This window comes from Pseudomonas saponiphila (genome assembly GCF_900105185.1).
Taxonomy (GTDB): domain Bacteria; phylum Pseudomonadota; class Gammaproteobacteria; order Pseudomonadales; family Pseudomonadaceae; genus Aquipseudomonas; species Aquipseudomonas saponiphila.
Map to the genome: position 1 here is coordinate 1,222,970 of NZ_FNTJ01000002.1, position 25,563 is coordinate 1,248,532.

18 protein-coding genes, 1 other RNA gene and 1 pseudogene are annotated in these 25,563 nt (G+C 58.6%); 5 read left to right on the forward strand and 15 right to left on the reverse strand.

Annotated features, from left to right (window positions below):
• Positions 1-62: 62 nt before the first annotated feature.
• Positions 63-449, reverse strand: coding sequence for a DUF6124 family protein (locus BLV47_RS27415; RefSeq protein ID WP_092319454.1), 387 nt, complete (start codon positions 447-449; stop codon positions 63-65).
• 391 nt (positions 450-840) lie between these two features.
• On the opposite strand from BLV47_RS27415, the pseudogene BLV47_RS27420 reads away from it, so the two are divergent.
• From BLV47_RS27420 to BLV47_RS27435, 4 genes and pseudogenes are all read left to right on the forward strand, one after another.
• Positions 841-1,838: pseudogene (locus BLV47_RS27420) on the forward strand (Fic family protein).
• Positions 1,839-1,847: 9 nt separating this feature from the next.
• Positions 1,848-4,958: a type I restriction endonuclease subunit R gene (locus BLV47_RS27425; RefSeq protein ID WP_092319456.1), complete on the forward strand. Its 3,111-nt coding sequence runs from the start codon at positions 1,848-1,850 to the stop codon at positions 4,956-4,958.
• Positions 4,952-6,586 (forward strand): HsdM family class I SAM-dependent methyltransferase, encoded by a 1,635-nt coding sequence (locus BLV47_RS27430; protein WP_092319458.1) that lies wholly within the window; start codon positions 4,952-4,954, stop codon positions 6,584-6,586. The genes BLV47_RS27425 and BLV47_RS27430 overlap by 7 nt, the downstream gene beginning before the upstream one ends.
• Positions 6,579-7,853 carry a restriction endonuclease subunit S gene (locus BLV47_RS27435; protein WP_092319460.1) on the forward strand — a complete coding sequence of 425 codons (1,275 nt, stop codon included), beginning with the start codon at positions 6,579-6,581 and terminating at the stop codon, positions 7,851-7,853. Before BLV47_RS27430 ends, BLV47_RS27435 begins: the two co-directional genes overlap by 8 nt.
• Before the next feature lie 149 nt (positions 7,854-8,002).
• On the opposite strand, the gene BLV47_RS27440 is transcribed toward BLV47_RS27435, so the two are convergent.
• The 13 genes from BLV47_RS27440 to BLV47_RS27510 all read right to left on the reverse strand — a co-directional run bounded on the left by BLV47_RS27440 (position 8,003) and on the right by BLV47_RS27510 (position 23,901).
• Positions 8,003-8,938, reverse strand: coding sequence for a restriction endonuclease (locus BLV47_RS27440; protein WP_092319462.1), 936 nt, complete (start codon positions 8,936-8,938; stop codon positions 8,003-8,005).
• A 106-nt stretch (positions 8,939-9,044) separates the two neighbouring features.
• Positions 9,045-9,311 carry a hypothetical protein gene (locus BLV47_RS27445; protein WP_092319464.1) on the reverse strand — a complete coding sequence of 89 codons (267 nt, stop codon included), beginning with the start codon at positions 9,309-9,311 and terminating at the stop codon, positions 9,045-9,047.
• The gene (locus tag BLV47_RS27450; protein WP_425272193.1) at positions 9,308-10,303 is read right to left on the reverse strand and encodes an integrase domain-containing protein; all 996 of its coding nucleotides are present in this window, start codon (positions 10,301-10,303) and stop codon (positions 9,308-9,310) included. Before BLV47_RS27450 ends, BLV47_RS27445 begins: the two co-directional genes overlap by 4 nt.
• On the reverse strand, positions 10,300-11,049 hold the full coding sequence (gene istB, locus BLV47_RS27455; RefSeq protein ID WP_062838242.1) for an IS21-like element IS1474 family helper ATPase IstB: 750 nt from the start codon (positions 11,047-11,049) through the stop codon (positions 10,300-10,302). Before istB ends, BLV47_RS27450 begins: the two co-directional genes overlap by 4 nt.
• Positions 10,937-12,622, reverse strand: a complete 1,686-nt coding sequence (istA, locus tag BLV47_RS27460) for an IS21 family transposase (protein ID WP_062838241.1) — start codon at positions 12,620-12,622, stop codon at positions 10,937-10,939. The genes istB and istA overlap by 113 nt, the downstream gene beginning before the upstream one ends.
• A gap of 1,264 nt (positions 12,623-13,886) precedes the next feature.
• Positions 13,887-15,143 (reverse strand): integrase domain-containing protein, encoded by a 1,257-nt coding sequence (locus BLV47_RS27475; RefSeq protein ID WP_092319466.1) that lies wholly within the window; start codon positions 15,141-15,143, stop codon positions 13,887-13,889.
• A gap of 188 nt (positions 15,144-15,331) precedes the next feature.
• Positions 15,332-15,725: a transfer-messenger RNA gene (ssrA, locus tag BLV47_RS27480) on the reverse strand.
• 88 nt (positions 15,726-15,813) lie between these two features.
• Positions 15,814-16,101 (reverse strand): hypothetical protein, encoded by a 288-nt coding sequence (locus tag BLV47_RS27485; RefSeq protein ID WP_016967212.1) that lies wholly within the window; start codon positions 16,099-16,101, stop codon positions 15,814-15,816.
• Between the two features lie 210 nt (positions 16,102-16,311).
• Entirely contained in the window at positions 16,312-19,122 is a 2,811-nt protein-coding gene (locus tag BLV47_RS27490) for an FAD-binding and (Fe-S)-binding domain-containing protein (protein WP_092319468.1), read from the reverse strand.
• Positions 19,119-19,790 carry a LutC/YkgG family protein gene (locus BLV47_RS27495; RefSeq protein WP_092319470.1) on the reverse strand — a complete coding sequence of 224 codons (672 nt, stop codon included), beginning with the start codon at positions 19,788-19,790 and terminating at the stop codon, positions 19,119-19,121. Before BLV47_RS27495 ends, BLV47_RS27490 begins: the two co-directional genes overlap by 4 nt.
• Complete coding sequence (locus BLV47_RS27500) at positions 19,790-21,244, reverse strand: LutB/LldF family L-lactate oxidation iron-sulfur protein (RefSeq protein ID WP_092319472.1); 1,455 nt, start codon at positions 21,242-21,244, stop codon at positions 19,790-19,792. Before BLV47_RS27500 ends, BLV47_RS27495 begins: the two co-directional genes overlap by 1 nt.
• Positions 21,241-22,065 (reverse strand): (Fe-S)-binding protein, encoded by an 825-nt coding sequence (locus tag BLV47_RS27505; protein WP_092319474.1) that lies wholly within the window; start codon positions 22,063-22,065, stop codon positions 21,241-21,243. Before BLV47_RS27505 ends, BLV47_RS27500 begins: the two co-directional genes overlap by 4 nt.
• A 141-nt stretch (positions 22,066-22,206) precedes the next feature.
• Complete coding sequence (locus BLV47_RS27510; protein ID WP_092319475.1) at positions 22,207-23,901, reverse strand: lactate permease LctP family transporter; 1,695 nt, start codon at positions 23,899-23,901, stop codon at positions 22,207-22,209.
• A 261-nt stretch (positions 23,902-24,162) separates the two neighbouring features.
• Here BLV47_RS27510 and BLV47_RS27515 point away from each other — a divergent pair, with 261 nt between their 5' ends.
• Positions 24,163-24,930, forward strand: coding sequence for a GntR family transcriptional regulator (locus BLV47_RS27515; RefSeq protein WP_092319477.1), 768 nt, complete (start codon positions 24,163-24,165; stop codon positions 24,928-24,930).
• A gap of 81 nt (positions 24,931-25,011) precedes the next feature.
• Here BLV47_RS27515 and smpB read toward each other — a convergent pair whose 3' ends face one another.
• Positions 25,012-25,494, reverse strand: coding sequence for an SsrA-binding protein SmpB (gene smpB / locus BLV47_RS27520; RefSeq protein ID WP_022642145.1), 483 nt, complete (start codon positions 25,492-25,494; stop codon positions 25,012-25,014).
• Positions 25,495-25,563: the final 69 nt, after the last annotated feature.

Consider the following 25,563-nt stretch of genomic DNA (forward strand, 5'->3'; position numbering starts at 1 on the left):
GTGGAATATTGAGGGAAGGACGCGGCGGACCGAGCCGCCGCGCCGTGTGTTCGCGGTGCGTGCTACTTCAGCGACGGCCTGTGGCGACTGCCATCGAGCAAGGCATCCACCACCGCCCTGGCCATCTCCACCGAATGCACCAGGGACCAGATTAGACCGCGTTCGATGCCGCTGCCGCGCTCGGTGATTTCATCGGAGACTTCTTCGGCGCTTTTGAGCAGCAGGGAGACGTGGAGCAGGGCTTCTTCGGCGTTGATGCCTTCTCGGATGGCAAACAATGAATTGTTACCCACCGGGATGCCTGAAGTGTGCTTGATGGATTTGGCCAGGGATGTACCGGTAGGCCGAAGAGCCAGTTTCTGAAGCAACTCTTTATTGGCTTGGTCTAGTTCAGGGCTTCTGCCGTTGCGGACGGGTGTTTTGGACTGATCGGGAACGAGCTTTTTCATGGCGTAACTCCAAGCGCCTAGTCAACATCGAGCTGCTAAACCCGGCCATCGAATGTTCGGTGACAGGTCGAGGCTAGTCAGCAGGAATTCTCGAAACAAGGGGCTAGGTGCAACTAGGACGTTTCGCACAATAGAAAGAGACTTAACGCGGCTTCGGGGGAACGAAGGTTTGGTCTGTGAGTGCGGGGAGGGGAAGGTTGGCAATGGTGGCCGAGCGCTGAGCCCAGAAACAACAAAGCCCGCACAAGGCGGGCTTTGTTGGTGCTTCGTTTGGGCCGGGGTAATCTGAATTAGATTGTTAACATATTGTTTTTTATATAAAAATCCGATCCAACTGATAGGTTGGAATGCCAACTGGAATGCTGCAGTGCTACCATTTCTCCTCAGTGGGATGATTGAGTGCTCAGGTTTGGTGGCAGTAACAGAGGATCAGGGCAAGCAACAGTTATGCGTCGCAGTCCCCTGAAACCCTCAAGGGCCTGCGCCAGATCGCATTGGTCGAGTTCAGCAAGCCATCCAATCGATTGGTAGGTGTTATTGTCGCGTCCTCACGACTAAAGTCTCTGGATCCGCAATGCAGCCCCGAAGAGTCGCTCCGAACAGCATATTGCCGGCTACCGCGATGTCCTGGCGTTGATCCACGAATCGGCCGCACACATGACCGTCAAAGAAGGCGCGGCGCTGCAACTGCACAGCATGATTTATCGGTACATTCCGCTGCCCAGCGGACGCTGGAAAGCCGCCAAAAAATGATATCATCGAACACCTTCCGGACGGCACTTCACTGCCGCGCGTCCAGCCAAAAGCCGCTCATTTGACGCCGATGGCCGTGGCCGACTTGACACTACTCCACCGCACTGGATCAGCACCTGGCCGACCCACTGGGGCTAATACCGCTGGCGATACTTGACCTACTATGTATTTACACCTTCCAAGCCGGCAATGGCCGCATGTCTCGCATGCTGAGTCTGTGCTGATCTAACGCTTCGACTACGCCGTGGGTCGCTATATCAGCCTAGAGCGCATCTTCGAGGACACCAAGGAAGGCTATACGAGACGCTGGAAGTCAGCTCACAGGGCTGGCATCAAGGGCGACACGACGTCAAACTCTGGCTCGACTACTTCTGGCGAGCTTTGCTGCGGGCCTATCGTGAGTTTGAAGAGCGTGTCGGCACCATTGAGCGCTTTCGAGGCAGCAAAGGCCACCGGGCTCGCACGGGAATCCTGGATCGAGCCCTGCCGTTTTCTATTTCGAAGATCGAGGAAACCTGCCCAGGCGTCAGCCGGGACATGGTGCGGCTGGGGCTGCCGGCAATGAAATCGGAGGAGTTGATCGAATCGACCGGCAAAGGGCGTGGGGCGAAGTGGCGTCGCACGGCGCAAAAATAAGGGAATCGAATGAAGTTCAATGAAGACACCCGAGTGAAAATCCCAGTCATCCTCCATCTGATGCGGCTGGGCTATCAGTACCTGTCACTCAAGGATCAAACCTGGGATCAGAATACCAATATCTTCCCAGCGCTTTTTGTTGCCGCCATAAGCAAAATCAACCCAGGCATCGAACCGGAAGATGTGCATCGCCTGCTGGAAGACACCAAACTGCTGTTGGATAACGAAGATCTGGGCCGTGCGTTCTTTGACCGCCTGAGCGCCCGCTCCAATACCCGGCTGATTGACTTCGAGAATTTCAACAACAACAGCTTCCATGTCGTCACGGAACTGACCTGCCAGAATGGCGATGAAGAATTTCGCCCAGACATCACGCTATTGATCAACGGTATGCCGCTGGTCTTTATTGAGGTGAAAAAGCCCAACAACCGGGAAGGCATTCTGGCCGAGCGCGACCGCATCAACAAGCGCTTTCAAAATCCCAAATTCAGGCGCTTTGCCAACATCACCCAGTTCGCGATTTTCTCCAACAACATGGAGTACGACGACGGCGATCCGGAGCCTGTTCAAGGTGCTTTCTATGCCAGCAGCTCCTACCATAAGCCGGTCTTCAACTATTTCCGCGAAGAAGAAGTACTGGACCTAACGCTCCTGCTCAAGCCGATGCCGGAAGCGGAAGAAATCAGGGTGTTGAAAGACAACAACCTTGAAGTAATCCGTAACAATCCCGAGTTCCAGATCAACAAAGACCCTAATCGGCCGACCAACCGTATCTGCACCTCATTGCTTAGCAAAGAGCGGCTGGCATTTATCCTGCGTTACGCGCTCGCATATGTGTCGGAAGCTGACGGGATACACAAGCACATCATGCGTTACCCGCAGCTCTTCGCCACCAAGGCCATCGAAAGAACGCTCGATAAAGGCATCAAGAAGGGGATTATCTGGCATACCCAGGGCAGCGGCAAAACCGCACTGACTTTCTACAACGTCCACTTTCTGACCGACCATTTTCAGAAGCGGCAAATCGTTCCCAAGTTCTACTTCATCGTTGACCGGCTTGATCTACTGCAACAGGCACAGCGAGAATTCATCGCGCGCGGCCTGACGGTTCACACCATCGATTCGCGCGAAGCCTTTACCCGTGCCATCAAGGCTACACAGGTGATTCACAACCATTCGGGCAAACCGGAAATCACCGTGGTCAACATCCAGAAATTCAAGGACGACCCGGATGTCGTCTCGATCAATGACTACGACGTCGCCATCCAGCGAGTGTACTTTCTCGATGAAGTGCACCGCAGCTACAACCCCAAGGGCAGTTTCCTTGCCAATCTGAGTCAATCGGACACCAACGCCATCAAGATCGGTCTTACCGGCACGCCACTCCTGGGCGACGATTATAACTCGCGGCTGCTGTTTGGAGACTACATCCATAAATACTATTACAACGCATCTATTGCCGACGGTTACACGCTACGCCTGATCCGGGAAGAAATCGCCACCAACTACAAAATGGTGCTGCAACAGGCGCTGGAAGACGTGGAAGTCAAAGTGGGCGACATAGACCGCAAGCTCATCTACGCCCATGCAAGTTTTGTCGAGCCAATGCTTGACTACATCGTCAGCGACTTTGAAAAAAGCCGGGGTACGCTTAACGATGCGAGCATTGGTGGCTTGGTGATCTGTGACAGCTCGGAACAAGCCAAGCAGATGTTCGACATCTTCAATGCGGTCTATGCACAAACTTCCAGCGCACCTTATGAAGTCAAGGACTCCGCTCAAACCCTGATTGCTGCAGCTAAACCAGGCAGCTATGCCGCCAGAGTCAGGCTGGATAACAAGGTCAAAAGTGCAGCGCTGATCCTGCACGACATCGGCACCAAGGAAGACCGCAAAGGCTGGGTGGAGGACTTCAAGGCGGGAAAAATAGACCTACTGTTCGTCTACAACATGCTCCTCACCGGCTTTGATGCGAAACGCCTGAAAAAGCTTTATCTGGGCCGGGTGATCCGCAAACACAATCTGTTGCAAGCTTTAACCCGAGTCAATCGCACTTACAAGGATTTCCGTTATGGCTACGTGGTGGACTTTGCCGATATTAGCAAGGAATTTGACGCCACTAACAAAGCCTATTTTGATGAGTTGCAAGCGGAACTCGGCGATGAAATGGAGCACTACTCTAAGCTGTTCAAATCCCGCGAAGAGATTCAGCAGGAAATCGAGCAAATCAAGGACGTGCTGTTCCGCTTCGATGTTGAAAACGCCGAAGTTTTTGCCGACCAGATCAGCCAGATACAAGACCGGCATACCATCCTGGCGCTGAAAAGGGCACTGGAAAATACCAGAAGCCTCTACAATCTGATCCGCCTTCAAGGCGAGTACGGCGCTCTTGATGAGCTGGATTTCGCCAAGCTGAACATTCTGTATCGGGAAACCTGCAACTATCTGGACCTGCTTAACCTCAAGGAAAGCATCGAGCAAGGCGCGGACACCACTAATTTGCTCAATGTCGCCCTTGAGGATGTTGTCTTCAAATTTATCAAGATCGGCGAAGAAGAATTGGTACTGGCCGACCGATTGAAAAACACCCTGCGCCAAACCCGCGAGGCGTTGGCCAGCAACTTTGACCAGCAGGACCCGCAGTTCATCACTCTCAAGGAAGAGCTGGAGCGCTTGTTCAAGAAGAAGAACCTCAGCGAAGTCACCCAGGATGAAATGATTGCCAATATCGGGGCGCTGGAAAAAATAAATGAGCGTGTCAAAGAGCTCAATCGCCAGAATAACCAACTTCGGCAGAAGTATCTGGGCGATGCTAAATACACCCGCATCCATAAGCGCTTGCATGAGCGCCAACACAGCAATAACGACATAAGTGAATCAGAGCGCAAAATATTCGCTGCACTCACCGGGGTGAAGCAGGATGCCGACGAACAGGCGTTGAATAACCATCAAATATTGCTCAATGAAAACTATTTTGAGCGACAAATGATGCCGCGAGTTATCGTCCGCTTTATGGATGAGCAGCAGATACAACTTGACCCCGACACCTCAGATTACATCAATCATTTGGTCGTCACCGAATACCTTAATGAATACAACAGTGGAGCACGTTCGTGGTAGAGCTTGAGTTTCAACAGAAAGCCAAGGCATTGATCGACAGCCTTAAAAGCATTTGTGCTAACTATGGTTTGGGCAATGATGGCAACGAATTCAAGATCATCACCCAAGCGTTCCTGTACAAATTTCTAAACGACAAATTCGCCTACGAGGCGAAACGAATTAAACCTATCTTGGTTGCCGAAGCCAGCTTGGAAGACGCACTGGCAAAGATGCCAAAAGACGAACTGGAAATGCTGCAGCGGCGGATGGGCGGTGACACGGCTCGGCTGAAACCAGTGCACTTCATCGGTTACCTCTACAATAGGCAGGCCACTGCTGATTTCGCCAAGCTATTTGACGATACCCTGCTGGATATAGCCATCAGCAACAACGACGTGTTCGCAGTAAAAACCGATCGCGGGACAAAAGTTGTGCTGTTTGACCGTCTGAGCCAGTACATTGCCGACGAATCCAAGCGTGATGATTTTTGCCGGGCCATTATCAATAAGCTGGTGGACTTTAGCTTCGAGCGTATTTTTACTCAGAAATTTGACTTCTATGCCACCCTGTTTGAATACCTGATCAAGGATTACAACAGCAACTCAGGTGGCAAATACGCCGAATACTTCACCCCCCATGCGGTAGCGCGCATCATGGCGGAAATCTTGGTGCCGGAGGGCACCCGCAGCGACGTACGCAACGTCAGCGTATACGACCCCTCCGCAGGTTCCGGTACCTTGCTGATGAACGTCGCACATGCCATCGGTGAAAATCGTTGCAGCATTTACACCCAGGATATTTCGCAAAAATCCTCCAGCCTGCTGCGGTTGAACTTGATTCTGAACAACCTGGTGCACTCCATCCCCAATGTGATTCAGGGCAACACCGTCTTACACCCCTATCACCGTGATGGCAAAGACCTGAAAAAATTTGATTACATCGTCTCCAATCCTCCTTTTAAATTGGACTTCAGCGATTTTCGCGATGCGTTGGACAGCAAGGAAAACAAGCCACGCTTCTTTGCCGGTATTCCCAAGGTAAAACCGAAAGCAACGGACAAAATGGAAATCTACCAGTTGTTCTTGCAGCACATCATCTATTCGCTCAAGCCCGGTGGAAAGGCTGCCGTGGTAGTGCCCACCGGCTTTATCTCCGCGAAATCAGGTATCGACAAGGGCATCCTACAATACCTTGTTGAACACAAGATGCTGGCCGGTGTGGTATCCATGCCCTCCAATATTTTTGCCACCACCGGCACAAACGTCTCCATTTTGTTTATAGATGCCAGCAGCAAAGACAAGGTAGTGCTGATTGACGCGTCTAATCTCGGCGGAAAAATAAAGGACGGTAAAAATCAGAGGACCGTCCTCAGTCTGAAGGAAGAGCAGTGCATTATCGATACCTTTAATTCCAGAGAGGCCGTAGAAGATTTTTCCGTGACTGTAAGTTATGAGCAGATCGAAGCTAAAAACTACAGTCTGAGTGCCGGTCAGTATTTCGATGTTAAAATTGAATATATTGATATTACGCCAGATCAATTCGCCGACAAGATGAAGAGCTTTACCGTAAATCTAGAAGGCCTATTTGGGAAGTCGCACCAACTGGAGGCTGAAATAAAGAAACAACTGGCGGGGTTGAAGTATGAATAACAGTCATGCAGTATCGTCGTACTTAAAAGGTTTTTCAGGAAAAACCATTCCGTTAGATGATCTGTGTACTTCAATTACGGACTGCCCTCACTCAACCCCTAAGTGGGCTGATGAGGGTGTGGTCGTCCTAAGAAGCTCTAATATAAAGGGCGGTGAGCTTGATCTGTCCTCGCCGTCCTTTACAGACCACATTTCATTTAAAGAGAGGGTTAAAAGAGCCGCGCCAGAGTCAGGCGACATAGTTATAACTAGAGAAGCCCCAATGGGAGAGGTTTGCTTGATTCCAGCTGGTCTAGAATGCTGCCTTGGCCAACGCATGGTGTTACTTAAAGTCAATCAAAAGAAAATATCGAGCCAATATTTGCTCTTTGCGCTACAGTCTGAGTTTGTGCAAAAACAAATTAGGAAGAGTGACAGAACCGGCTCGACTGTTAGCAATTTGTGTCTGCCGGATCTGAGGGCGCTAGAAATACCTATTCTAGAAAATACTAGCAATGTTGCGGCAGCACTAAAAGCAATTACTGACAAGATAAAGACGAACAATCGCATTAATTCCGAGCTGGAAGCTGTTGCCAAAACCCTTTACGACTACTGGTTTGTACAGTTCGACTTCCCTGACACTAATGGCAAACCGTACAAAACCTCTGGCGGTAAAATGGCCTACAACCAAACTCTGAAGCGGGAAATTCCGGAGGGATGGGGTGCCACACCTTTGTCGAAAATCACTCCAGTTAGCAGTCAGTCAGTAAGTCCAGCGGACTATCCCGATAAGGTATTTAGGCACTTTAGTATTCCAGTATATGATGCCACTAATAACTTTGGTCTTGAGGCTGGCAAAACCATTGGGAGTAACAAATTCACTGTCAAAGATAGTGATGTTTTGGTCTCAAAGCTGAATCCGTGGTTCAGTCGAGTTATTTATGCCATGGAAGAAGCTGACTTGATTTGTTCCACGGAGTTTGTCGTATGGCGAACGCCAAGTAATAATATCAAGAACTTCTTGTACATGGTGGCCACATCACCACAATTTATAGCGCACTGTACACAATCAGCAACGGGTACCTCCAACAGCCATAAGCGCGTAACTCCAGGTGTCATGATGCGCTTTCAAGTTCCGTTCAATCTCGAAGTGGCTAAGGCTCTTGGCGAAAAATTAGACTCCATGATTAAAGCGATTATAATCAATCAAAGAGAGAATGCTGGATTGGCAAGACTTCGCGACTGGCTTCTCCCTATGCTAATGAATGGCCAGATCAAAGTGGCATGACGGAACAAAAATGGGAGAGATTTATTTGCTCTGCGCTTGATGATGAGCAATAAATCTTGCCCCCTTTTTGTTCAAGTTGCCCCTTTTGATTTTTCATGTAACTGGGTCTATGAATTGCTTACAATGGATTTGGGCTGTCGAGCCTCGGCTTAGCCGAGCGATTCGTCGAAGTAATCGCTATCGAGCCTGGGCACTTTGCAAAGCTGCGAGTTGACTCCCACCTCGTGGTCGAGCATCAAGTTTACCAAGCGTTTACCGTCGACCAATACCAGCCCCTCGACCGAGTGTGCGAAGTCAACGGCCTGGGCGGTGAAGCCAGAGGTGGTAATGAATACACCGCGTTTGGCTTTCTGCCCGGCCAGGGCGCCATAAAACGCTTGCAGGTCGGGGCGCCCGACAGTGTTCTGCCAGCGCTTGGCCTGCACGTAAACCTTTTCCAGCCCCAGTGCGTCCAGCGAGATGACGCCGTCGATGCCGCCGTCGCCACTGCCGCCGACTTGTTGCAGAGCCTGCCGGTTCGCGCCATAGCCCAGACTGTGCAGCACGTCGAGTACGATGTGCTCGAAGCGCGTAGGGCTGGCTTGCAGCAAATTGTCCAGCAGGTCTCCCGCGACGCTGGTGCGCAGCTCGAGGATGGCTTGGTTTAGGCGCTCCTGCGGGCTGCTAGTGGCGAGTCCGGCCTTAGCAATAGGCTCTGAAGTGTCACTGCTTTCATCCAGCGAAGCGGCGTCCGGTGATGTCTTCAGCTTCACACTCATGAAGTTCACGGCTAGGTGCTCGACTTGCTCTGGGCTCAACGGGCTCGGGTTTGCCTGGGCGAATGCGCGGCCGGTGTCGGTCAGCTGCCAGTAGCCACGCTTGGCGCTGCTGGAGTAGCCAGCTCGCTTTAGCCGATCATGCGCCCAGCCTGATCGATTCTTGTAGGTGGCCTGGCCACTTGCGATGGTCTCCTGCCGCTGTGACTCGCTCAGGCCAAGAGACATGGCAGCGGCTTCGTGAGCCTCGCTCGCGGTGGAACCGTCAGGATGTGTGGCGAGAAAACGTAGGATGGGCTCTATGAACTGGTCGTAGGTCGGGACTGACATGGCTCTTTCTATTCCTGATGAGAGGCTTAGTCCAACGTAGCAGCTCAGCTACTGCGCTTTGTTTTAGTGAGCCAAATTGCTGATCTCAACGCGCTGCCTACCATATTCACACCCATGACTTTTCTAAGCGACGAGTGAGCAGTCGCAGGGTTAGGAGGTAGTAATACCGCGTAGCCTTGCTGCGCCGGGCTAGATGCTTTTCGAGGAACCAAATCACATGCTTCCGCTGCCAAGTCCAAGGCGTTTCTCGCTGCCAGCGCTCTGCAATCTCAGCTTGAATGATTTTCGCCTGTCGTACATGGCGTTGTCGAGTTGCGTGCGAGCCCGTCAACACCGCAGACAAAAACAGCTCCATGTTGAATGACTTTTTCATGCGCGCCCTCCAATGTAGGCAGCGACCACATCGATCCGCCCATGCCCCAGCTCATAGCTGATTTGTCGCCGGGCCTCTCGATCAAGGCTCCTGTCTACCTGGCAAAATTGGCCGCCGTTGATAGGCGCACGGTGCTGGGTGATTTGCTCGTAGCGCTCACATGCGTACGCTGCTCGAAGTTCATGAAAACCTTTGAGGTTGTGTGCATGGAGGATGTCCCGCGCAGGGCGGATGGTTTCTTGCAGTACACGAAGGTAGCTTTCGTGTTGAGCGATCAGGTTGCGGCTACCCACAGGCGACACCTGTTGTGCAAACCCAAGCGCCTCTCGAATATGGTCGTCCGCCGCAATCCAGCGGGGTGCGGAGGCACCGGCGCGGCCACCTTTGGTGCCGTCCTGAATATTGATCCTGCCTAGATCGATAGCCTCACGGCTTAGCCGTGATAAGTCGGCCAAGATGGCCTCACGCAAGCGCTTGCCGGTGGCTCGCGCCAGCAGGACGATAGCTGCGACCCGTCTCTGGTCGCGGCTGCAAAGTGCATCGACGATCTGTTTAACCTGTTCGCGGTCTTGGCCCTGTGGCACCGAGTGTCGAACTCCGCTGCGCTGCATACCCAGCGCCTTGTACGGACTTGGCAGTTTCACATGCTGATCACCACGAAGCGCTGCCATGGTCCTGTTCACGCTGGATAGTCGGTTTTGCGCGGTGCTGACGGCGAGGTCACCTCGCCCAACCACGTCGCGCAGATACGCCGCATAGTCGGCCAACACCTTCCGATCAATCTGTCGCGCATCATTGATACCGGGCCCCTGTTCGGAGCGGCACCACTTCACGAATGCCTGCCACCGATCACAGTGCGCTTTGACCGTTCCGTAATGGCCATCGCCGAACATGTTGCGGATTTCGGTGAACGTGACCGAGCGTTTCGCTAATACGTGACCGGTGCTTCCACCCCGGTTGCGCGGGTTCTGGATTGTAATCGCATCGGTCACGATGCGGCTTGTTCCTCGGCTTTTTTTCGGCGCAGCGACTCGCCTTTCATCGTCAGTCGGTAGGCGTTGTGCACCAGGCGGTCGAGGATGGCATCGGCCAGGGTCGGGTCGTTGATCCAGCCGTGCCAGTGCTCGATGGGCAGTTGGCTCGTCAGGATGGTGGAGCGGCTGCCAGCGCGGTCGTCGATCACCTCCAGCAGGTCATGCCGGGCTCCTTCCTCCAGCGGGGCTAGCGCCCAGTCGTCCAGCACCAGGACGTCGACCTTTGCCAGCTGTTGCAGGGTACGGCCGAAGCTGCCGTCGCCATGAGCGATGCGCAGTTGTTCCAGCAGGCGCGGGGTGCGCAGGTACAGGGTGCTATAGCCCTGGCGGCAGGCCTGGTTGCCCAGGGCGCAGGCCAGCCAGGTTTTGCCGGCACCGGTCGGGCCGGTCAGCAGCAGGTTGTGCTGCTGGCGGATCCAGTCGCCACTGGCCAGGGTGGCGATCAGACGCTCGTCCAGGGCGCGTCCGGTGCGGCGGTCGAGATCTTCCAGGCAGGCGTTGGCGTACTTGAGCTTGGCCTTCTTGCGCAGCCGTACCAGGCGCTGGTTGTCACGCCAGGCCAGTTCGCGGTCGAGCAGTAGGCCGAGGCGTTCATCGAAGCTCAGGCTGTGGCTGGCCGGCAGCGTCCATTGCTCTTCCAGGGCGCGGGCCATGCCGTCCAGGCGTAGCTGGTGCAGTTGATTCAGGGTGTGTTGCGGCATCATCGAACAGCTCCTGTTGCGGGGGTTGGTAGTAGTCGGCGCCACGGACGTTCTCGTGGTCGCCGGGTAAGGTCGTTTCGGCGGCACGCTGGGGCAGCGGCTGTTGATCCAGGCCTTGCTGGAGCAGGTTGCGCACGCTGCGCCCGGTGAAGGCGCGCAGGTGTACGGCACGTTCGGCAGCGGCTTCCAGGCGTGCATTGCCATAGCGCCGGGCCAGCGAGAGCAGGCCGAGGCAGGCGCGGTAGCCCATCTCCGGGTGCGGCTTGTGGGTCAGTTGGTGATCGATCAGTTGGCGCGTGTAGGGGCCGATCCGCGCGCCCCAGTCGAGCAGGCGTTGTGGCGTCCATTCGCGATGCGCCTGGTGCGCCGCGGGCATGTGCTCGCGCTGGGTACTGTAAGCGCCGCGTCGCCCCAGCAGCAGGTGGCTGGCCACCCGCCGGTTGCCATGCAGCACTTCCAGGGTGTGTGCCGTCAGTCGCACGTCCACGTTCTGCCGGGCCAGGGCGGAGGGCACGCTGTAGAAGCTGCCATTGACCTCGATGTGGTAGTCGATGCTGACCTTGCAGCGCTTGAAGGTGGCGACCTCGTAGGGATGCACCGGCAGCGCTCGCAAGGCCGGGCGATCCAGGCGCTCGAACCAGTCGCGCCGGCAGCCATCGAGCCGCTTGAACGGGCGCCGATTCAGATCCTCCAGCAGCTCGGCGATGGCCTGGTTAAGCGCATGCAGGCTGAAGAACTGCCGATGGCGCAGCCGCGCCATGATCCAGCGCTCGACCACCTGCACCGCCACCTCGGCCTTGGCCTTGTCCTGAGGCTTGCGTGGCCGTGCCGGCAGGATCACCGTCTGGTAATGACGCGCGCACTCCAGCGTGGCCCGGTTCAGGCCCGGCTCGTAGCGATCCGGCTGGGCGACCAGGGCGCGCGGATTGTCCGGCACAACCATTTCCGGCACGCCGCCAAAGTAGGTCAGAGCCTGGCCCAGCGAGGTCAGCCAGTCCACCTGGGTTTCGCCTGGCGTCGCGCAGGCATAGGTGTAATTCGAGGCGCCCAGGGCGGCGACGAAGATGTGCGCCCGGCGCACTTCGCCGGTGGCCGGGTCGACCACCGGCAGCGTCGGCCCGGCATAGTCGATGAATAGCTTCTCGCCCGCACGGTGCAGCTGACGCATCGAACGTTTGAGCGTCTGGGCGTAGCGCCGGTAGTGCTCGACGAACTGGGTGTAGCGGTAGGTCGGCTGGCCCGCATGCGCGGCGAGATATTCCTCCCACAGCAGCTGCAAGGTCACGCCCTTGCGTCGCAACTCGCGGTGGATGCTCAGCACATCGGGCAGCACTCGCTCACCGCGCGGCTTGTTCGTCGACGTCGGTGCAAACAAGGCGGCCGCCAGCGCGGCCTCGTCCATGGCCACCAGCGCCGGCCAGTCCAGCCCGGCCACCCGCGCCGCCGCGATGTACTTGCTAACCACGCCCTTGGACAGCTGCAAGGCACGGGCAATCTTCTCGTGGGACAAGCCGGCCTCAAACTTGAGGCGCAGACATTCTTTGATGTTTCGCATGGCTACTCGCGGCGCCGCCATCTTCCTCTCCCGAAATCGGTCGAGGATGGCGGCGCATCAGGTCATGCGCAACGAAGGGGAAGGCTTTCGCTAAGTCGTGACCGGCGATTTCGGTAAGCCGTGACCACCTGTTTCGGAACAGGCGGAAAATCGGTCACGTTGCTACCGAAATGAGCGGTCACGCGTTAGCGAAATGACCGGTCACGATCAACCGAAACGGCCGGTCACGGTGCTCCGAAATCCGCAACATGTCTTTCAGTGCCTGCGGTCCTGCATAGCTCAATTGCCTGCCGTAGCCGAAATTGCGGCCATCGCGTCTACCTACCAATGCCATGTCGAATCACCTCATTGCCTGTTCTCCGATCCACGCTCCACGTCATCCCGCCAAGAATGTTGAGTGTTATCAGGGATCAAGGCCCCTGCGACCTGTGGGGAATGTCCTCTACGCGGGACTGGCGGCTCCTTACGACCGGGAGCAAGGGCATCTCATGATCTGGCCTCCTGAGCACCGTTACCGGTGGGCGGGTGGAGGCTGCATTGGCTGACGAGACCAGTGCCGCGAGATACTGAGCCAGGTAAACGCAGCAATGCGATGACCGGGGCATGCCTGACTGTCAGTCAGGTGCAGTCCATTCCTTGGTCTGCGGCACCATCATCTACATGGCTGTTGCTGGTGACATCGGCGTTTGTCACGCCGATTGTCACGATGAGGATTGCCGCAAAGCCAAGTGCGATGAGGGCTGCAGCAGCGTTAGAAGCGCCCGTCTCTTTCCAGGAGAAAGAGACGGGCGCAGGTTGGCGCAAGATTCGGCCAAGCGGATAGGTTGCTGCAGGGCAGCGCAATAGGAAGTGTCGTCTGGCGCACGAGGGCCATGAAATGTAGTTGGCACCCATCACCTGGGAGGTGACCGGGCGAGCTGCCGGATGCGAATCGCCCTTGGGGAGAACCACCGCGGGAGCGGCGTGACCTTTAAGGTTCGGGTCACCTGGGGGGCTGTCATCGACAGCGCTTGCACGGCCAGTTCTACGCCTGTGGATAAACCCGGTCAAGGGCCGAGATTCAGCGCTCTTAAGGACGTGAAAAGCGGTTAGCCATCGGTGGAATTCCGTGGTAAATCCCGGACAGCGTCGTGGCTTTTAGCTCTACAAAGTGAGGTCCATACAAACAGGGCGGCTTTGCAGCCCTGTTTGTATGGACCCGCTCTTGGAAGCGGATGAGCGAAGCTGCTTGCCCAGAATCTTGAGCGCTCAGTTGTTGTTGCTGCCGTTCTTACACCATACAGCGCTAGCGGATCGGCACCACGGTCCTGGCTCTGACTTGGCCGTATGCAGAGGCGAGCAGGCTGCCGGTGGCGGCTTTCTGGATGTACTCACTCCACCAGGCCATCATCGGGCGCCGGCGCTCGATGTAGTCGGCTCGGTTGTAGGCGCTCCGCACCTCATCCTTGTCGACGTGCGCCAGGGCCACCTCGATGAGCTCTGGGTCCCACCCATGCTCATTCAAGATGGTGCTGGCCATCGAGCGCATGCCGTGGCTGACCAACCGATCCTGGAACCCCATGCGTTTCAACGCCATGTTAGCGGTCTGGCTATTGGCGTGGGTGCGCGGATTTCTGTCTGCCGGGAAGACGTATTCGCGATGACCGCTATGAGTCTTGAGTGACTCAAGTAGTGCGACAGCGTGATCACTCAACGGGATGCTGTGCGGGCGGCGTTTCTTCATCCGCTCCGCTGGGATAGTCCAGACACGCCTTTCAAAGTCGATGTCTGCCCAGCGAGTGGTCGCCGCCTCGGCTGGCCGAGTCATAGTGTGCAACTGCCATTCGATCAGGCAGCGAGTGGTGCGTTTGATGCTGGCATTCGCGATCTCCAGCATGAGCTCGGGGAGCTCTTCGGGGGGAAGGGCAGCCATGTTTTCTTTCTTCGGTTTTTTGAACACCGCTCGAATCCCGCTGAGTGGGTTCGCGAAGATCATTCCCGAATTGACCCCGTAGGTCATGATCTCATTGAGGCGCTGGCTAACCCGTTTCACGGTTTCCAAACTGCCTTTGGCTTCGATGGGGTGAAGGATCCTAATCACCATCGGCGCGCTGACTTCCGAAATCGGAGTCGATTTCATGCTCGGAAAAACGTGCAGGATGAGTGAGCGCCAGATGTCCTCTGCATAGGCCGGCGTGACCGAGTCCTTTTTCAGCTCGAACCAGGCGGTAGCTACTTTCTCGAACGTGTGTTCAGTCTCGGCTAGCTTGGCCTGCGCGACATCGTTGCGGCGAGCTTTAGGATCGATCCCTTGCGCGAGTATTTCTCTGGCCTCAACCGCCTTCCGCCGAGCTTGCGCCAAAGAGACCTCAGGGTATGAGCCGATCGCCATGTTGATTCGATTCTTGGTAATCGGATGCCTGTAGTTGAAATTCCACTGCATCGAGCGGTTGACCCGGACGCGGAGCTGGAGGCCGTCGCCATCCGTGAGGACATAGTCCTTGTCTGAGGGCTTGATCGCCTTGAGCTGGCGGTCGGAGAGGCGAGCTGTTTGAGCGCACATGGGATGAGCTCCAAGACACCATTTGGTATTCCCAAGATTAGCCCTAGGTAGGCGGGAATACCACCGGGAATACCGGGATGGCTGGAACTCAAAAAACCATTGTGGTCCTTAAAAGAGCTGCAACCCCTTGATTTCAATGGATTAGAGGCACAAAAAAAGACGTCCGTGGACGTCTTTGTTTGATCATTTGGTGGAGCCGGGGGGATTTGAACCCCCGTCCGCCAGTACTCCGCTGTCGGTACTACATGCTTAGCCGTGTCTATTGAGTTAACCCTCAGCGACCCGACGGGCAGGGTGCTTTGGGCGAGTTGTGTAAGTTTTAGCCGCTTCGTCCACAACGTACTGCACGGCGATTCTGTTCTATATGACAATCATTTTGGGTTTACAGACATCCCCTGATGATTGCTGGACCCGAAGGTACCAGGGGGGAAGGGCTAACGCCGCTTACGCAGCGAGAGCGTAATCCCCGTAGGTTTCGTCATTGGCAACTATAGGAAGTTGCAACAGTGGATTTACGAGTTCTGTTACCAACTCGGCATGCACCTAAAGTTTCGCAACCGGCGTCGAATCCTAAACGGCCCCGAACCTGTTGTGCATTACCAACAGGTGGGCGGATTCTACGCTAACCGAGGCCAGAAGGCCAACCCGAAGGTTGGCCCCATGCATCGGCCTACTGATCGCCCTTGGTGTTGTTCTGCAAGCGCTGTAGCGCCTGGGTGGTCAGGGAGATGCAGTTTTTGGTGCCTTGCTCGGTGCCTTTGGCGTGCTCGGCGGTGGCTTGCTGCACCGTGGCGTCGATGTCGCTGCTCAGGTCCGAGCTCATGGCTTCGGTGCTGACCTTGGCGTCTCTGATTTTTTGCAGGTTGATCTGGCACAGGTCCTCTTGCCCGGCGGCAAACACCGGGGAGGCCAGCATCGCGGCGGTAATGAACAGTCCAGCCAGTGCGGAACGCTTCATGGTGATCTCCTTGATTGCAGGGGCTCGGTGCTGCCGGTCAACAGGACGGGCGGCCGAGTGGGGCTAAGCCCTTTTTGTACGGGCCTGGAAAATGGACCCTGGCTGCGTGCCGGGGTTCGGTTTTTTTTGCGATGAACGCAGCCGCCGTTATCGCGTTCAAGCAGGCACAAAAAAGGGGCGAAACCGCCCCTTGTTAAGCCGTCCCTTAGGTCAGACTGTCTTGGCCCGGGTCACCCGGTCCACCAGGTACACCAGCCCGTGATAGTCGATCCCGCCGTGCTGGCTGAGGCCGATTTCACAGGTGCGGCTGGTGGAGATGCCTTCGCTGCAATATTGCACCGCGTCCTTGAGGCTGCGCAGGGAGTGGGCATTGAGCTCGGGCGTGGTGAAGCCCTTGTCGCCGGCGAAACCGCAGCAGTGGATGCCTTCGGGGATCACCACGTTGTTGCTGCAACGCCGGGCCAGGTCGATCAGCGCCTGGCTTTCGCCCAGGTGCTGGGTGCTGCAGGTGACGTGCACCGCGATCGGTGCTTCCTGAGGGGTGAATTCCAGGCGCTCCAGTAGGTGGGTGCGGATGAAGCGCACCGGGTCGTAGAGGTCCAGGCGCACGTCCCCCAGGTCCTGCACCAGGCGCAGGGTGCAGGGGCTGGTGTCGCAGTAGATCGGATCGAGGCCGCCACGGCTGGCGTGGAGCAGGGCGCCGATCAGTTCCTGGCGCTTGTCTTCGGCCTGGGTGGTGTAGCCCTTGGAGGCGAAGGGCTGGCCGCAGCAGAGGTTGTCCAGATTGTCCGGCAGCACCACTTGGTAGCCGGCCTTTTCCAGCAGGCCGAGGGTTTTTTCGTAGAGCGAGCTTTGTTCCTTGTCGCCTGCCGCTGGCCCCATCACTCGGGACACGCAGGCCGCTAGGTACACCACTCGCGGGCGCGCGTCGCTGACGCTTGGGCTAAAGCGAATGGCCTTTTCCGGTTGCGGCATGGCGTTGTTCCACTGCGGCACCCGGCCCTTGGACAGGCGCGTCAGGCTCGCCGACAGCTTGCTCAGTCGCGGTGCCCCCAGAAGCATGCGCGCACCGTTGGCCACATGCAGGGTGAAGCGCGCGCCCTGCAAGGTGCTGGCGAAGTGCGAGCTGAGCCAGTCGGCGGTGCCGCTGTGAGTGGCGTGCTCGCTGCGCAGTTTTTTCACCAGCTCGCCGGTGTTGATGCCCACCGGGCAGCGCTGGGCGCACAGGCCAGTGGCGGCGCAGGTGTCGACACCCTGGTACTGATAGGCCGCTTCCAGCTCGGAGGTGTCGATGCCGGCGCGTTTGCGCGCCTGAATATCGCGCCAGATGACGATGCGCTGGCGCGGGCTCAGGGTCAGTCCCTTGGACGGACACACCGGCTCGCAGAAGCCGCACTCGATGCACTTATCCACAATCTCGTCGGCCGCCGGCAGCGGCTTGAGATTTTTCAGGTGGATCTGCGGATCTTCACTGAGCACCACATCCGGATTGAGAATGCCGTTGGGGTCCAGCAGGCGCTTGAGCTGCCACATCAGATGGTAGGCATCGCTGCCCCATTCCAGCTCGACGAAGGGCGCCATGTTGCGTCCGGTGCCGTGCTCGGCCTTCAGCGAGCCGCCGAATTCCACCGCCACCAGTTGCGCCACGTCGTCCATGAACGCCTGGTAGCGGTTCACTTCATCGCTGCTGTTGAAGCCCTGGGTGAAGACGAAGTGCAGGTTGCCCTCCAGGGCGTGGCCGAACAGGATCGCTTCGTCGTAGTGGTGCTTGTCGAACAGCTCGATCAGGCGGTTGACGCCGATGGCCAGCTGTTCCACGGGAAAGGTCACGTCTTCGATGATCACCGTGGTGCCGGTCTTGCGCACCGCGCCCACCGCCGGGAAGGTGTCCTTGCGGATCGCCCAGAGCTTGGCGTTTTCCTGTGGGTCTTCGGTGAAGTCCACCTGTTTTTCCACCGGGAAGGCGGCCAGGGCATTCATGATCTGCGCCAGTTGCTCGTGCAGCAGCGACGAGGACGCAGCGCGGGACTCGATCAGCAGCGCACAGGCGTTGGCCGAGAGCTGCTGGACGAAGGCCGGCATGCCGGGCTTGTCCTGCACCGAACGCAGGCTGCGGCGGTCCAGCAACTCCACCGCCGACACCGGCTGGCTCTTGAGCACGGTCACCGCGTTGCAGCAGGTTTCCACATCGGGGAAGACGATCAGCGCCGAGGCCTTGTGCGGGTGGTCGACCACCGTGTCGTAGGTCACCGCGCTGATAAAGCCCAGGGTGCCCTCGGAACCCACCAGCAGGTGGCTGAGGATCTCCAGCGGCTCGTCGAAATCCACCAGGGCATTGAGTGACAGGCCCGTGGTGTTTTTCAGCCGGTATTTGTGGCGGATCTTCGCCGCCAGTTCGCTGTTGGCGCGGGTGCTGCGGCCCAGTTCCGCCAGGCGCTCCAGCAGCGGGCCATGGCTGGCGCGGAAGGCCGCGACGCTGGCGGCGTCCTCGGTGTCCAGCCGGGTGCCATCGGCCAGTACCAGGCGGATGCCGGCCAGGGTGTGATAGGTGTTCTGCGCGGTGCCGCAGCACATGCCGCTGGCGTTGTTGGCGACGATGCCGCCGATCTTGCAGGCGTTGATCGAGGCCGGGTCGGGGCCGATCTTGCGCCCGAAGGGGGCCAGCCAGGCATTGGCCTGGGCGCCGATCACCCCGGGTTGCAGGCGGATCTGCGAACCCTGCTGGCGAATTTCCTTGCCGTTCCAGTTATCCCCCAGAACGATCAGCACCGAGTCGCTGATGGCCTGCCCGGACAGGCTGGTGCCGGCGGCGCGGAAGGTCACCGGCACCCGGTCGCGCTGGGCCAGTTGGAGCAGGGCCACCACTTCATCTTCGGACTCGACGCGGATCACCAGCTTGGGGATCAGTCGGTAGAAGCTGGCGTCGGTGCCGAAGGCCAGGGTCGAGAGCGGATCGTCGAAGCGCCGCTCTTGGGGAATCAGTTGCTGGGCATCACGCAGAAAAGCGGCTGGCAGGCTCATTGGTCCTCCAGGATCAGCACCACCAGGTCTTTCGGGCCGTGGGCGCCGTAAGCCAGGACTTGTTCGATATCAGCGGTCTTCGACGGGCCGGATACCAGCAGCGCGTTGGTCGGCATGCCGGCGGCCCAGTTCATCTGTTGCTGCACCTGATAGAAGTTGTCGCGGATCTCACTGGCCTTGAGCAGGGCGAAATGCACCGGCGGCACCAGGCTCATCAGCCGCGGTTCTTCCCGGGTCGGCCAGAGGATCAGGCTGCCGGTGGCGGCGATCGCGCCCAGGGTGCCGGTGAGGCTGGCCGGGGTGTCGTTGAACAGCTCGGCTTTCCACTCTTCCACCGGCCGGTCGTAGGCCTTGAGCGCCGGCAGTTGCGGGTGCTCGGCCCAGTGCTGGGTGACCCGCTGGCCGTGGGGCGTGCCGGGGGCGATCAGCAGGCTGGGCAATTGGCGCTCCTGCAGCAGGCGGGCCAGCAGCTCAGGCCAGCCTGCGGCAGTGCTCAGGTGGATTTCGGTGTGCACCGCTTCCATCTGTTTGCGCAGCTGCGGGATGCGTTGTTCGGCGCTGTAGGTGTAAGGCTCGGTGACCAGCGTTTCGTCGAAGTTATCCACAATGGGCGTGGTGCCGGCGAGGCTGTTGCGCAGCTTGGCGAGGATCTTGTGTTTGGCGCTCATCAGCGGTCTCCCTGCTTGTCCAGGTGCTCACGGGCCAGGTCATGCAGCGACCGGGCGGCGGGTTTTGGCGCACTGTGGTTCTGCGTCCAGGGGCCGACCTTGCTCGGGGTGAGCGCCCGCAGGCGGGTGGCGGCCAGGGTGAACAGGCGGTACAGGGCTGGTGAGCTGTTGAGGCGGGCCCAGGCGTTCCAGATCAAACGCTCCTTGCGCGAGTACTTGCTGCCCTGGCCGCGCATCACTTGATGGGGGCTGTCCGGGGCCTTGACGTTCTCTTCCCGCAGGCGCCGCAGCAATGCCGGGATCGGGATCTTCACCGGGCAGACTTCGCCACAGGCACCGCACAGCGATGAGGCGCTAGGGTGATCCGGGACCTTGGCCAGGCCGACCATGTGCGGGGTGATGATCTTGCCGATCGGTCCCGGGTAGACCTCGCCGTAGGTGTGGCCGCCGACCCGGGTGTAGACCGGGCAGTGGTTCATGCAGGCGCCGCAGCGGATGCAGTTCAGGGTTTGGCGCAGTTCACTGTCGGCAAAGGCCTGGCTGCGGCCATTATCCAGCAGCACCAGGTGCACTTCCTGGGGGCCGTCCAGCTCATGCGCTTTGCGCGGGCCGGAGATCATGTTGACGTAGGTGGTGATGGGCTGGCCCAGGGCCGAACGGGTCAGCAGCGACAGCAGCGGCACCACGTCGCGCAGGTTCTCGACGACTTTCTCGATCCCGGTGACGGCGATATGCACCGGCGGCACGGTGGTGGACATGCGCCCGTTGCCTTCGTTTTCCACCAGCAGCAGGGTGCCGGTTTCGGCCACGGCGAAGTTGACGCCGGAGACGCCGATATCGGCTTCGAAGAATTTCTGCCGCAAGACCTTGCGACCGATCTGAATGAGTTGGTCAACGTCCTTGGTGTACTCCACGCCGAGTTTGTCGTGGAACAAGGACGCGACCTGACCGGCATTCTTGTGGATCGCCGGCATAATGATGTGTGAAGGCTTCTCGTGGTCGAGCTGGACGATGAACTCGCCCATGTCCGACTCAAGGCATTCAATGCCTTGTTCAGCGAGGACATGGTTCATTTCCATCTCTTCGCTGACCATCGATTTGCCCTTGATCACTTGCCGCGCCTCGTGAGCGCGGATGATCGAGAGGACGATGCCATTGGCTTCGTCCACCGTTTCCGCCCAGTGCACAGTCACACCGTTGCGGGTCAGGTTCTGTTCCAGGCGCTCGAGCAGGTCGGGCAGCTTGGACAACGCCCGGGCGCGAATCGCGTTGCCCAGGGCGCGCAGGTGTTCTCTTTCGTGGGCATCGCTGAACGAGGCCGCACGCTTGGCCATGAGTGAATCCATGGCACTGCGAAAGTTGTTTCGCAGTTGCTTGTCACCCAGGGCTTGGTGGGCCCGGGTGCGAAAATCGTCCGCCACCGTGGTGGTCGGAATCAGCTCGGGGGTGCTCATCGCGCACCTCCGGTACGTTGCCAGAGGAAGCTCGCCAGGTGCTGGCCGCGCAAGGCCTCTTGCTGCTTTTCCAGGGCGCCGTTGATGTTCATCAGGCAGCCGCAGTCGGCACTCAGTACCTGGTGCGCGCCGGATTCCTTCAGCGCGCGGGTCTTGTCCGCGACCATGGCGCCGGAGATGTCCGGCATTCGGACGCTGAAAGTCCCGCCAAAGCCACAGCATTCGCTTTCGTGGCTGTGTTCTACCCGTTCCACATTGCTCAGCTGTGACAGCAACTCACGGCCGTGCAGGTGGGTGTTCATTTCCCGGCGGGCCGAGCAGGAGGTGTGCAGCGCCACCTTGACCGGCGCACCGCTGTCCTTGAGTTGCACCTTGCACACGTGCAGCAGGAACTCGGCCAGTTCAAAGGTGCGGGCGGCCAGCGCCTGCACCTGTTTCAGGGTTTCGGGCTCGTCCTTGAACAAGTCCGCGTAGTGCTCGCGGATCATGCCCGCGCAGGAGCCTGACGGCACCACCACCGGATAGTCGCCGGCAAACAGCGCCAGTTGCGAGCGGGCCACGGTGCGCGCCTGCTCGGTGTACCCCGAGGTGTAGGCCGGTTGTCCGCAGCAGCTTTGCCCTTGCGGGTAGTCCACGCGAATGCCTTCGCGCTCCAGCAGGTGAATCGCATCCATCCCGGCTTCGGGATAGAACAGGTCGACCACACAGGTGCCGAACAGGTAGACCCGCGCAGGTTTCGCGCTGGGGTACTGCCGGGGTTCGGCCAGCGGCGGTGCGACGCGGGTCGCATTGGGCACGGCGTTGTAGAAAAGCTCGCTCATCAGGCGTGTCTCCGGGTGGTCCCGGTTATTCGTCCGTTGCGGCGGCTGAAAGATAAACCAGCAAGCTTTCAGCAGCCTTGCAGACCGGGTGGTGAATGCGGACGCCGCGGGTCAGGGCGGCGTCGGTTCTTTCGGTGTCGCTTAGTGCACCAGCATGCCGGTGAACCAGTAGGCCTGGGCCAGGGTGATCAGGCCGACAATAGTGGCAAAGAACAGGCTGTGCTTGAGGGTGAAGCGGAACAGGTCCGATTCCTTGCCCACCAGGCCGGTGGCGGCGCAGGCCACGGCGATCGATTGTGGCGAGATCATCTTGCCGGTCACGCCGCCGCTGGTGTTGGCCGCCACCAGCAGGGTGTCATTGACCCCGATCTGGTGCGCGGTGGTGGCCTGCAGCGAGCTGAACAGGGCGTTGGACGAGGTATCAGAACCTGTGAGGAACACCCCGAGCCAGCCCAGGAACGGCGAGAAGAACGGGAATGCCGCACCGGTGGCCGCCAGGACCAGGGCCATGGTCGAGGACATGCCCGAGTAGTTGGTGACGAAGGCGAACGCCAGCACCATGCCGATGGACAGGATCGGCCAGCGCAGTTCGTAGAAGGTTTCTTTTAAAGTGGTCAGACCAGTTTTGACGTCGATCTTCAGCACCAGCATGGAGATCAGCGCGGAGAAGAAGATCGCCGTGCCGGTGGCGGAGATCGGGTCGAGCTTGAACACCGCCGGAATGGCGGTCGGCGTGGTCACGATCGGCGCCATCTTGATCACCAGCTGATCCAGGTGCGGGATGGCGAAGTTGAATACCCAGCCGTACATCGAGCCGCCGGCGGCGAACATCGCCTTGAAGGGCTTGAGGGTCCAGATGGTCACCAGCACGGTGAGAATCAGGAACGGCGACCAGGCCTTGAAGATTTGCCCCAGGCTGTAGGGCGAAGCGACGGTGCTGCGGGGCTGACCGAAGCCGCCGGCGCTGGCGGTCACGGCCGCGCTGGAGGTGGCACCGGCGATCTGCGCGCCAGCAGTGCGCTTGGGCTGCCAGATCTTCAGGAACAGGGTCAGGGAGATCAGGCTGGCCAGGGCCGAGGTGATGTCCGGCAGTTCCGGGCCGATGAAGTTCGAGGTGAAGTACTGGGTCACGGCAAAGCTCAGGCCGGCGACCAGGGCGGCGGGCCAGGTTTCCTTGACGCCGCGCAGGCCGTCCATCATGAACACCAGCCAGAACGGCACGAACAGCGACAGCAGCGGCAGTTGGCGGCCGGTCATGGCGCCGATCTTGAAGGCGTCGATGCCGGTCACCTGGCCGGCGACGATGATCGGAATCCCCAGGGCGCCGAAGGCCACGGGCGCGGTGTTGGCGATCAGGCACAGGCCGGCGGCGTACAGCGGGTTGAAGCCCAGGCCCACCAGCAGGGCGGCGGTGATTGCCACGGGTGCGCCGAAGCCGGCCGCGCCTTCGAGGAAGGCGCCGAAGCAGAAGCCGATCAGCAGCACCTGCAGGCGCTGGTCGTCGGTGATCGACAGCACCGAGCTGCGGATGATTTCAAACTGGCCGCTCTTCACGGTCAGCTTGTAGAGGAACACGGCGGCGACAATGATCCAGGCGATGGGCCACAGACCGTAGGCAAATCCATAGCCAGCGGCAGCGAAGGCCATGTCGGCGGGCATCTTGAAGGCGAAGATCGCCACCAGGATCGACAAGGCCAGGGTGATACTCCCGGCGACGTGTCCTTTGAGACGGAACACGGCCAGAGCCAGGAAGAAGAACACGATCGGGATAACGGCGGCGAGGGCGGACAGGCCGAGGCTGCCAAGCGGGCTATAGAGCTGTTGCCAGGTTTGCATAATGGGGTGGCCCCTAATTGTTGTTGGTCAGGCACTGCTAGCGTCTTGGTTAATTGGTAAGACCAATTTACAATCGCTGTTGGCTAGGGTAAAAGCCTTGTGCACGGTGTGTCAATTTGCCGCCCTGAAACTTTTGTCGAATGCGCTATATGGCGGCCATCTGATGGGTACAAATGGCTGCGTTCTGCCAGGTGTTGGCACGCTGTGAATAGGCCAGAATAGAGCCCCCCGGCGAAGGGTCGGGAGGGTGGAGAGTGAGTTATGGGGTTTGATCAGATACGCCAGCGCCGTTTGTCCGACGATATTGTCGAGCGCCTGGAAGGGATGATTCTCGAAGGCACCTTGAAGGCCGGTGAGCGGCTGCCGGCCGAGCGTGCACTGGCGGAGCAGTTTGGTGTGTCCCGCCCATCACTGCGCGAGGCGATCCAGAAGCTCACGGCCAAGGGCTTGCTGATCAGCCGTCAGGGCGGTGGCAACTATGTGGTGGAATCGCTGGGCTCGACCTTCAGCGACCCGCTGCTGCACCTGCTGGAAAACAACACGGATGCTCAGCGCGACCTGCTGGAATTTCGCCACACCCTGGAAGCGTCCTGCGCTTATTACGCGGCGTTGCGGGCGACGGCGGTGGATCGCGAGCGGCTGACTCAAGCCTTCGAGGAGCTGCAGGATTGCTACTCCCGGGCCGATGATGTCAGCCGTACCGAGGAAGGCGCGGCCGATGCCAAGTTCCACCTGGCGATTGCCGAGGCCAGCCATAACGCGGTGTTGCTGCACACCATTCGCGGCTTGTTCGACCTGCTCAAGCGCAACGTGGTGACCAACATCGGTGGCATGTACAAACAGCGCACGGAAACCCGCGACATGCTGATCAGTCAGCATCGCGACCTGTACCTGGCGATTATCGAAGGGCGTGCCGAAGAGGCGCGGGAAATTTCCAGCCGGCACATTCTCTATGTGCAGGAAGTGCTCGAGGAAGTGCGTCAGGAAGTGCAGCGAGTGGCCCGGGCCGAACGACGCAAGGGCATGTAATGCAAATCGCCGGCAAGCCGGCTCCTACCTGGGTGTTGTAGGAGCCGGCTTGCCGGCGAAAGCGACTTCAAGGCAGGAAGATTAGTCTTCCTTGCCCTTGGTCCGCACCGCACGCTGCAATTCACGATCGGAATCGCGCTCGCGTTCGGTATGACGCTTGTCGTATTCCTTCTTGCCCTTGCCCAGTGCAATTTCACACTTGACCAGGTGCTTGCTCCAGTAGAGCGAAAGGCAGACGCAGGCGTAACCCTTCTGCTGCACAGCGGCGAACAGCTTCTCCAGCTCGCGCTGGTTGAGCAGCAGCTTGCGCGTGCGGGTCGGGTCGGCAATGACGTGGGTGCTGGCGGTGGTCAGCGGGGTGAAATGGCTGCCGAACAGCCAGGCCTCGCCATCCTTGAGCAGCACGTAGCTGTCCACCAGTTGCGCCTTGCCCGCCCGCAGACTCTTTACTTCCCAGCCGGCCAGGACCAGTCCAGCCTCGAACCGATGTTCGATGAAGTAATCGTGACGCGCCTTTTTGTTTTGCGCGATGGTCCCTGTTGGGTGTTTCTTCTGTTTAGCCATAGGGGCGGCATTATAGGGAGTTGCGCGCGCCTCGGCTACGGTGACGCAGCGTGCTTGAGCAGGTTGATT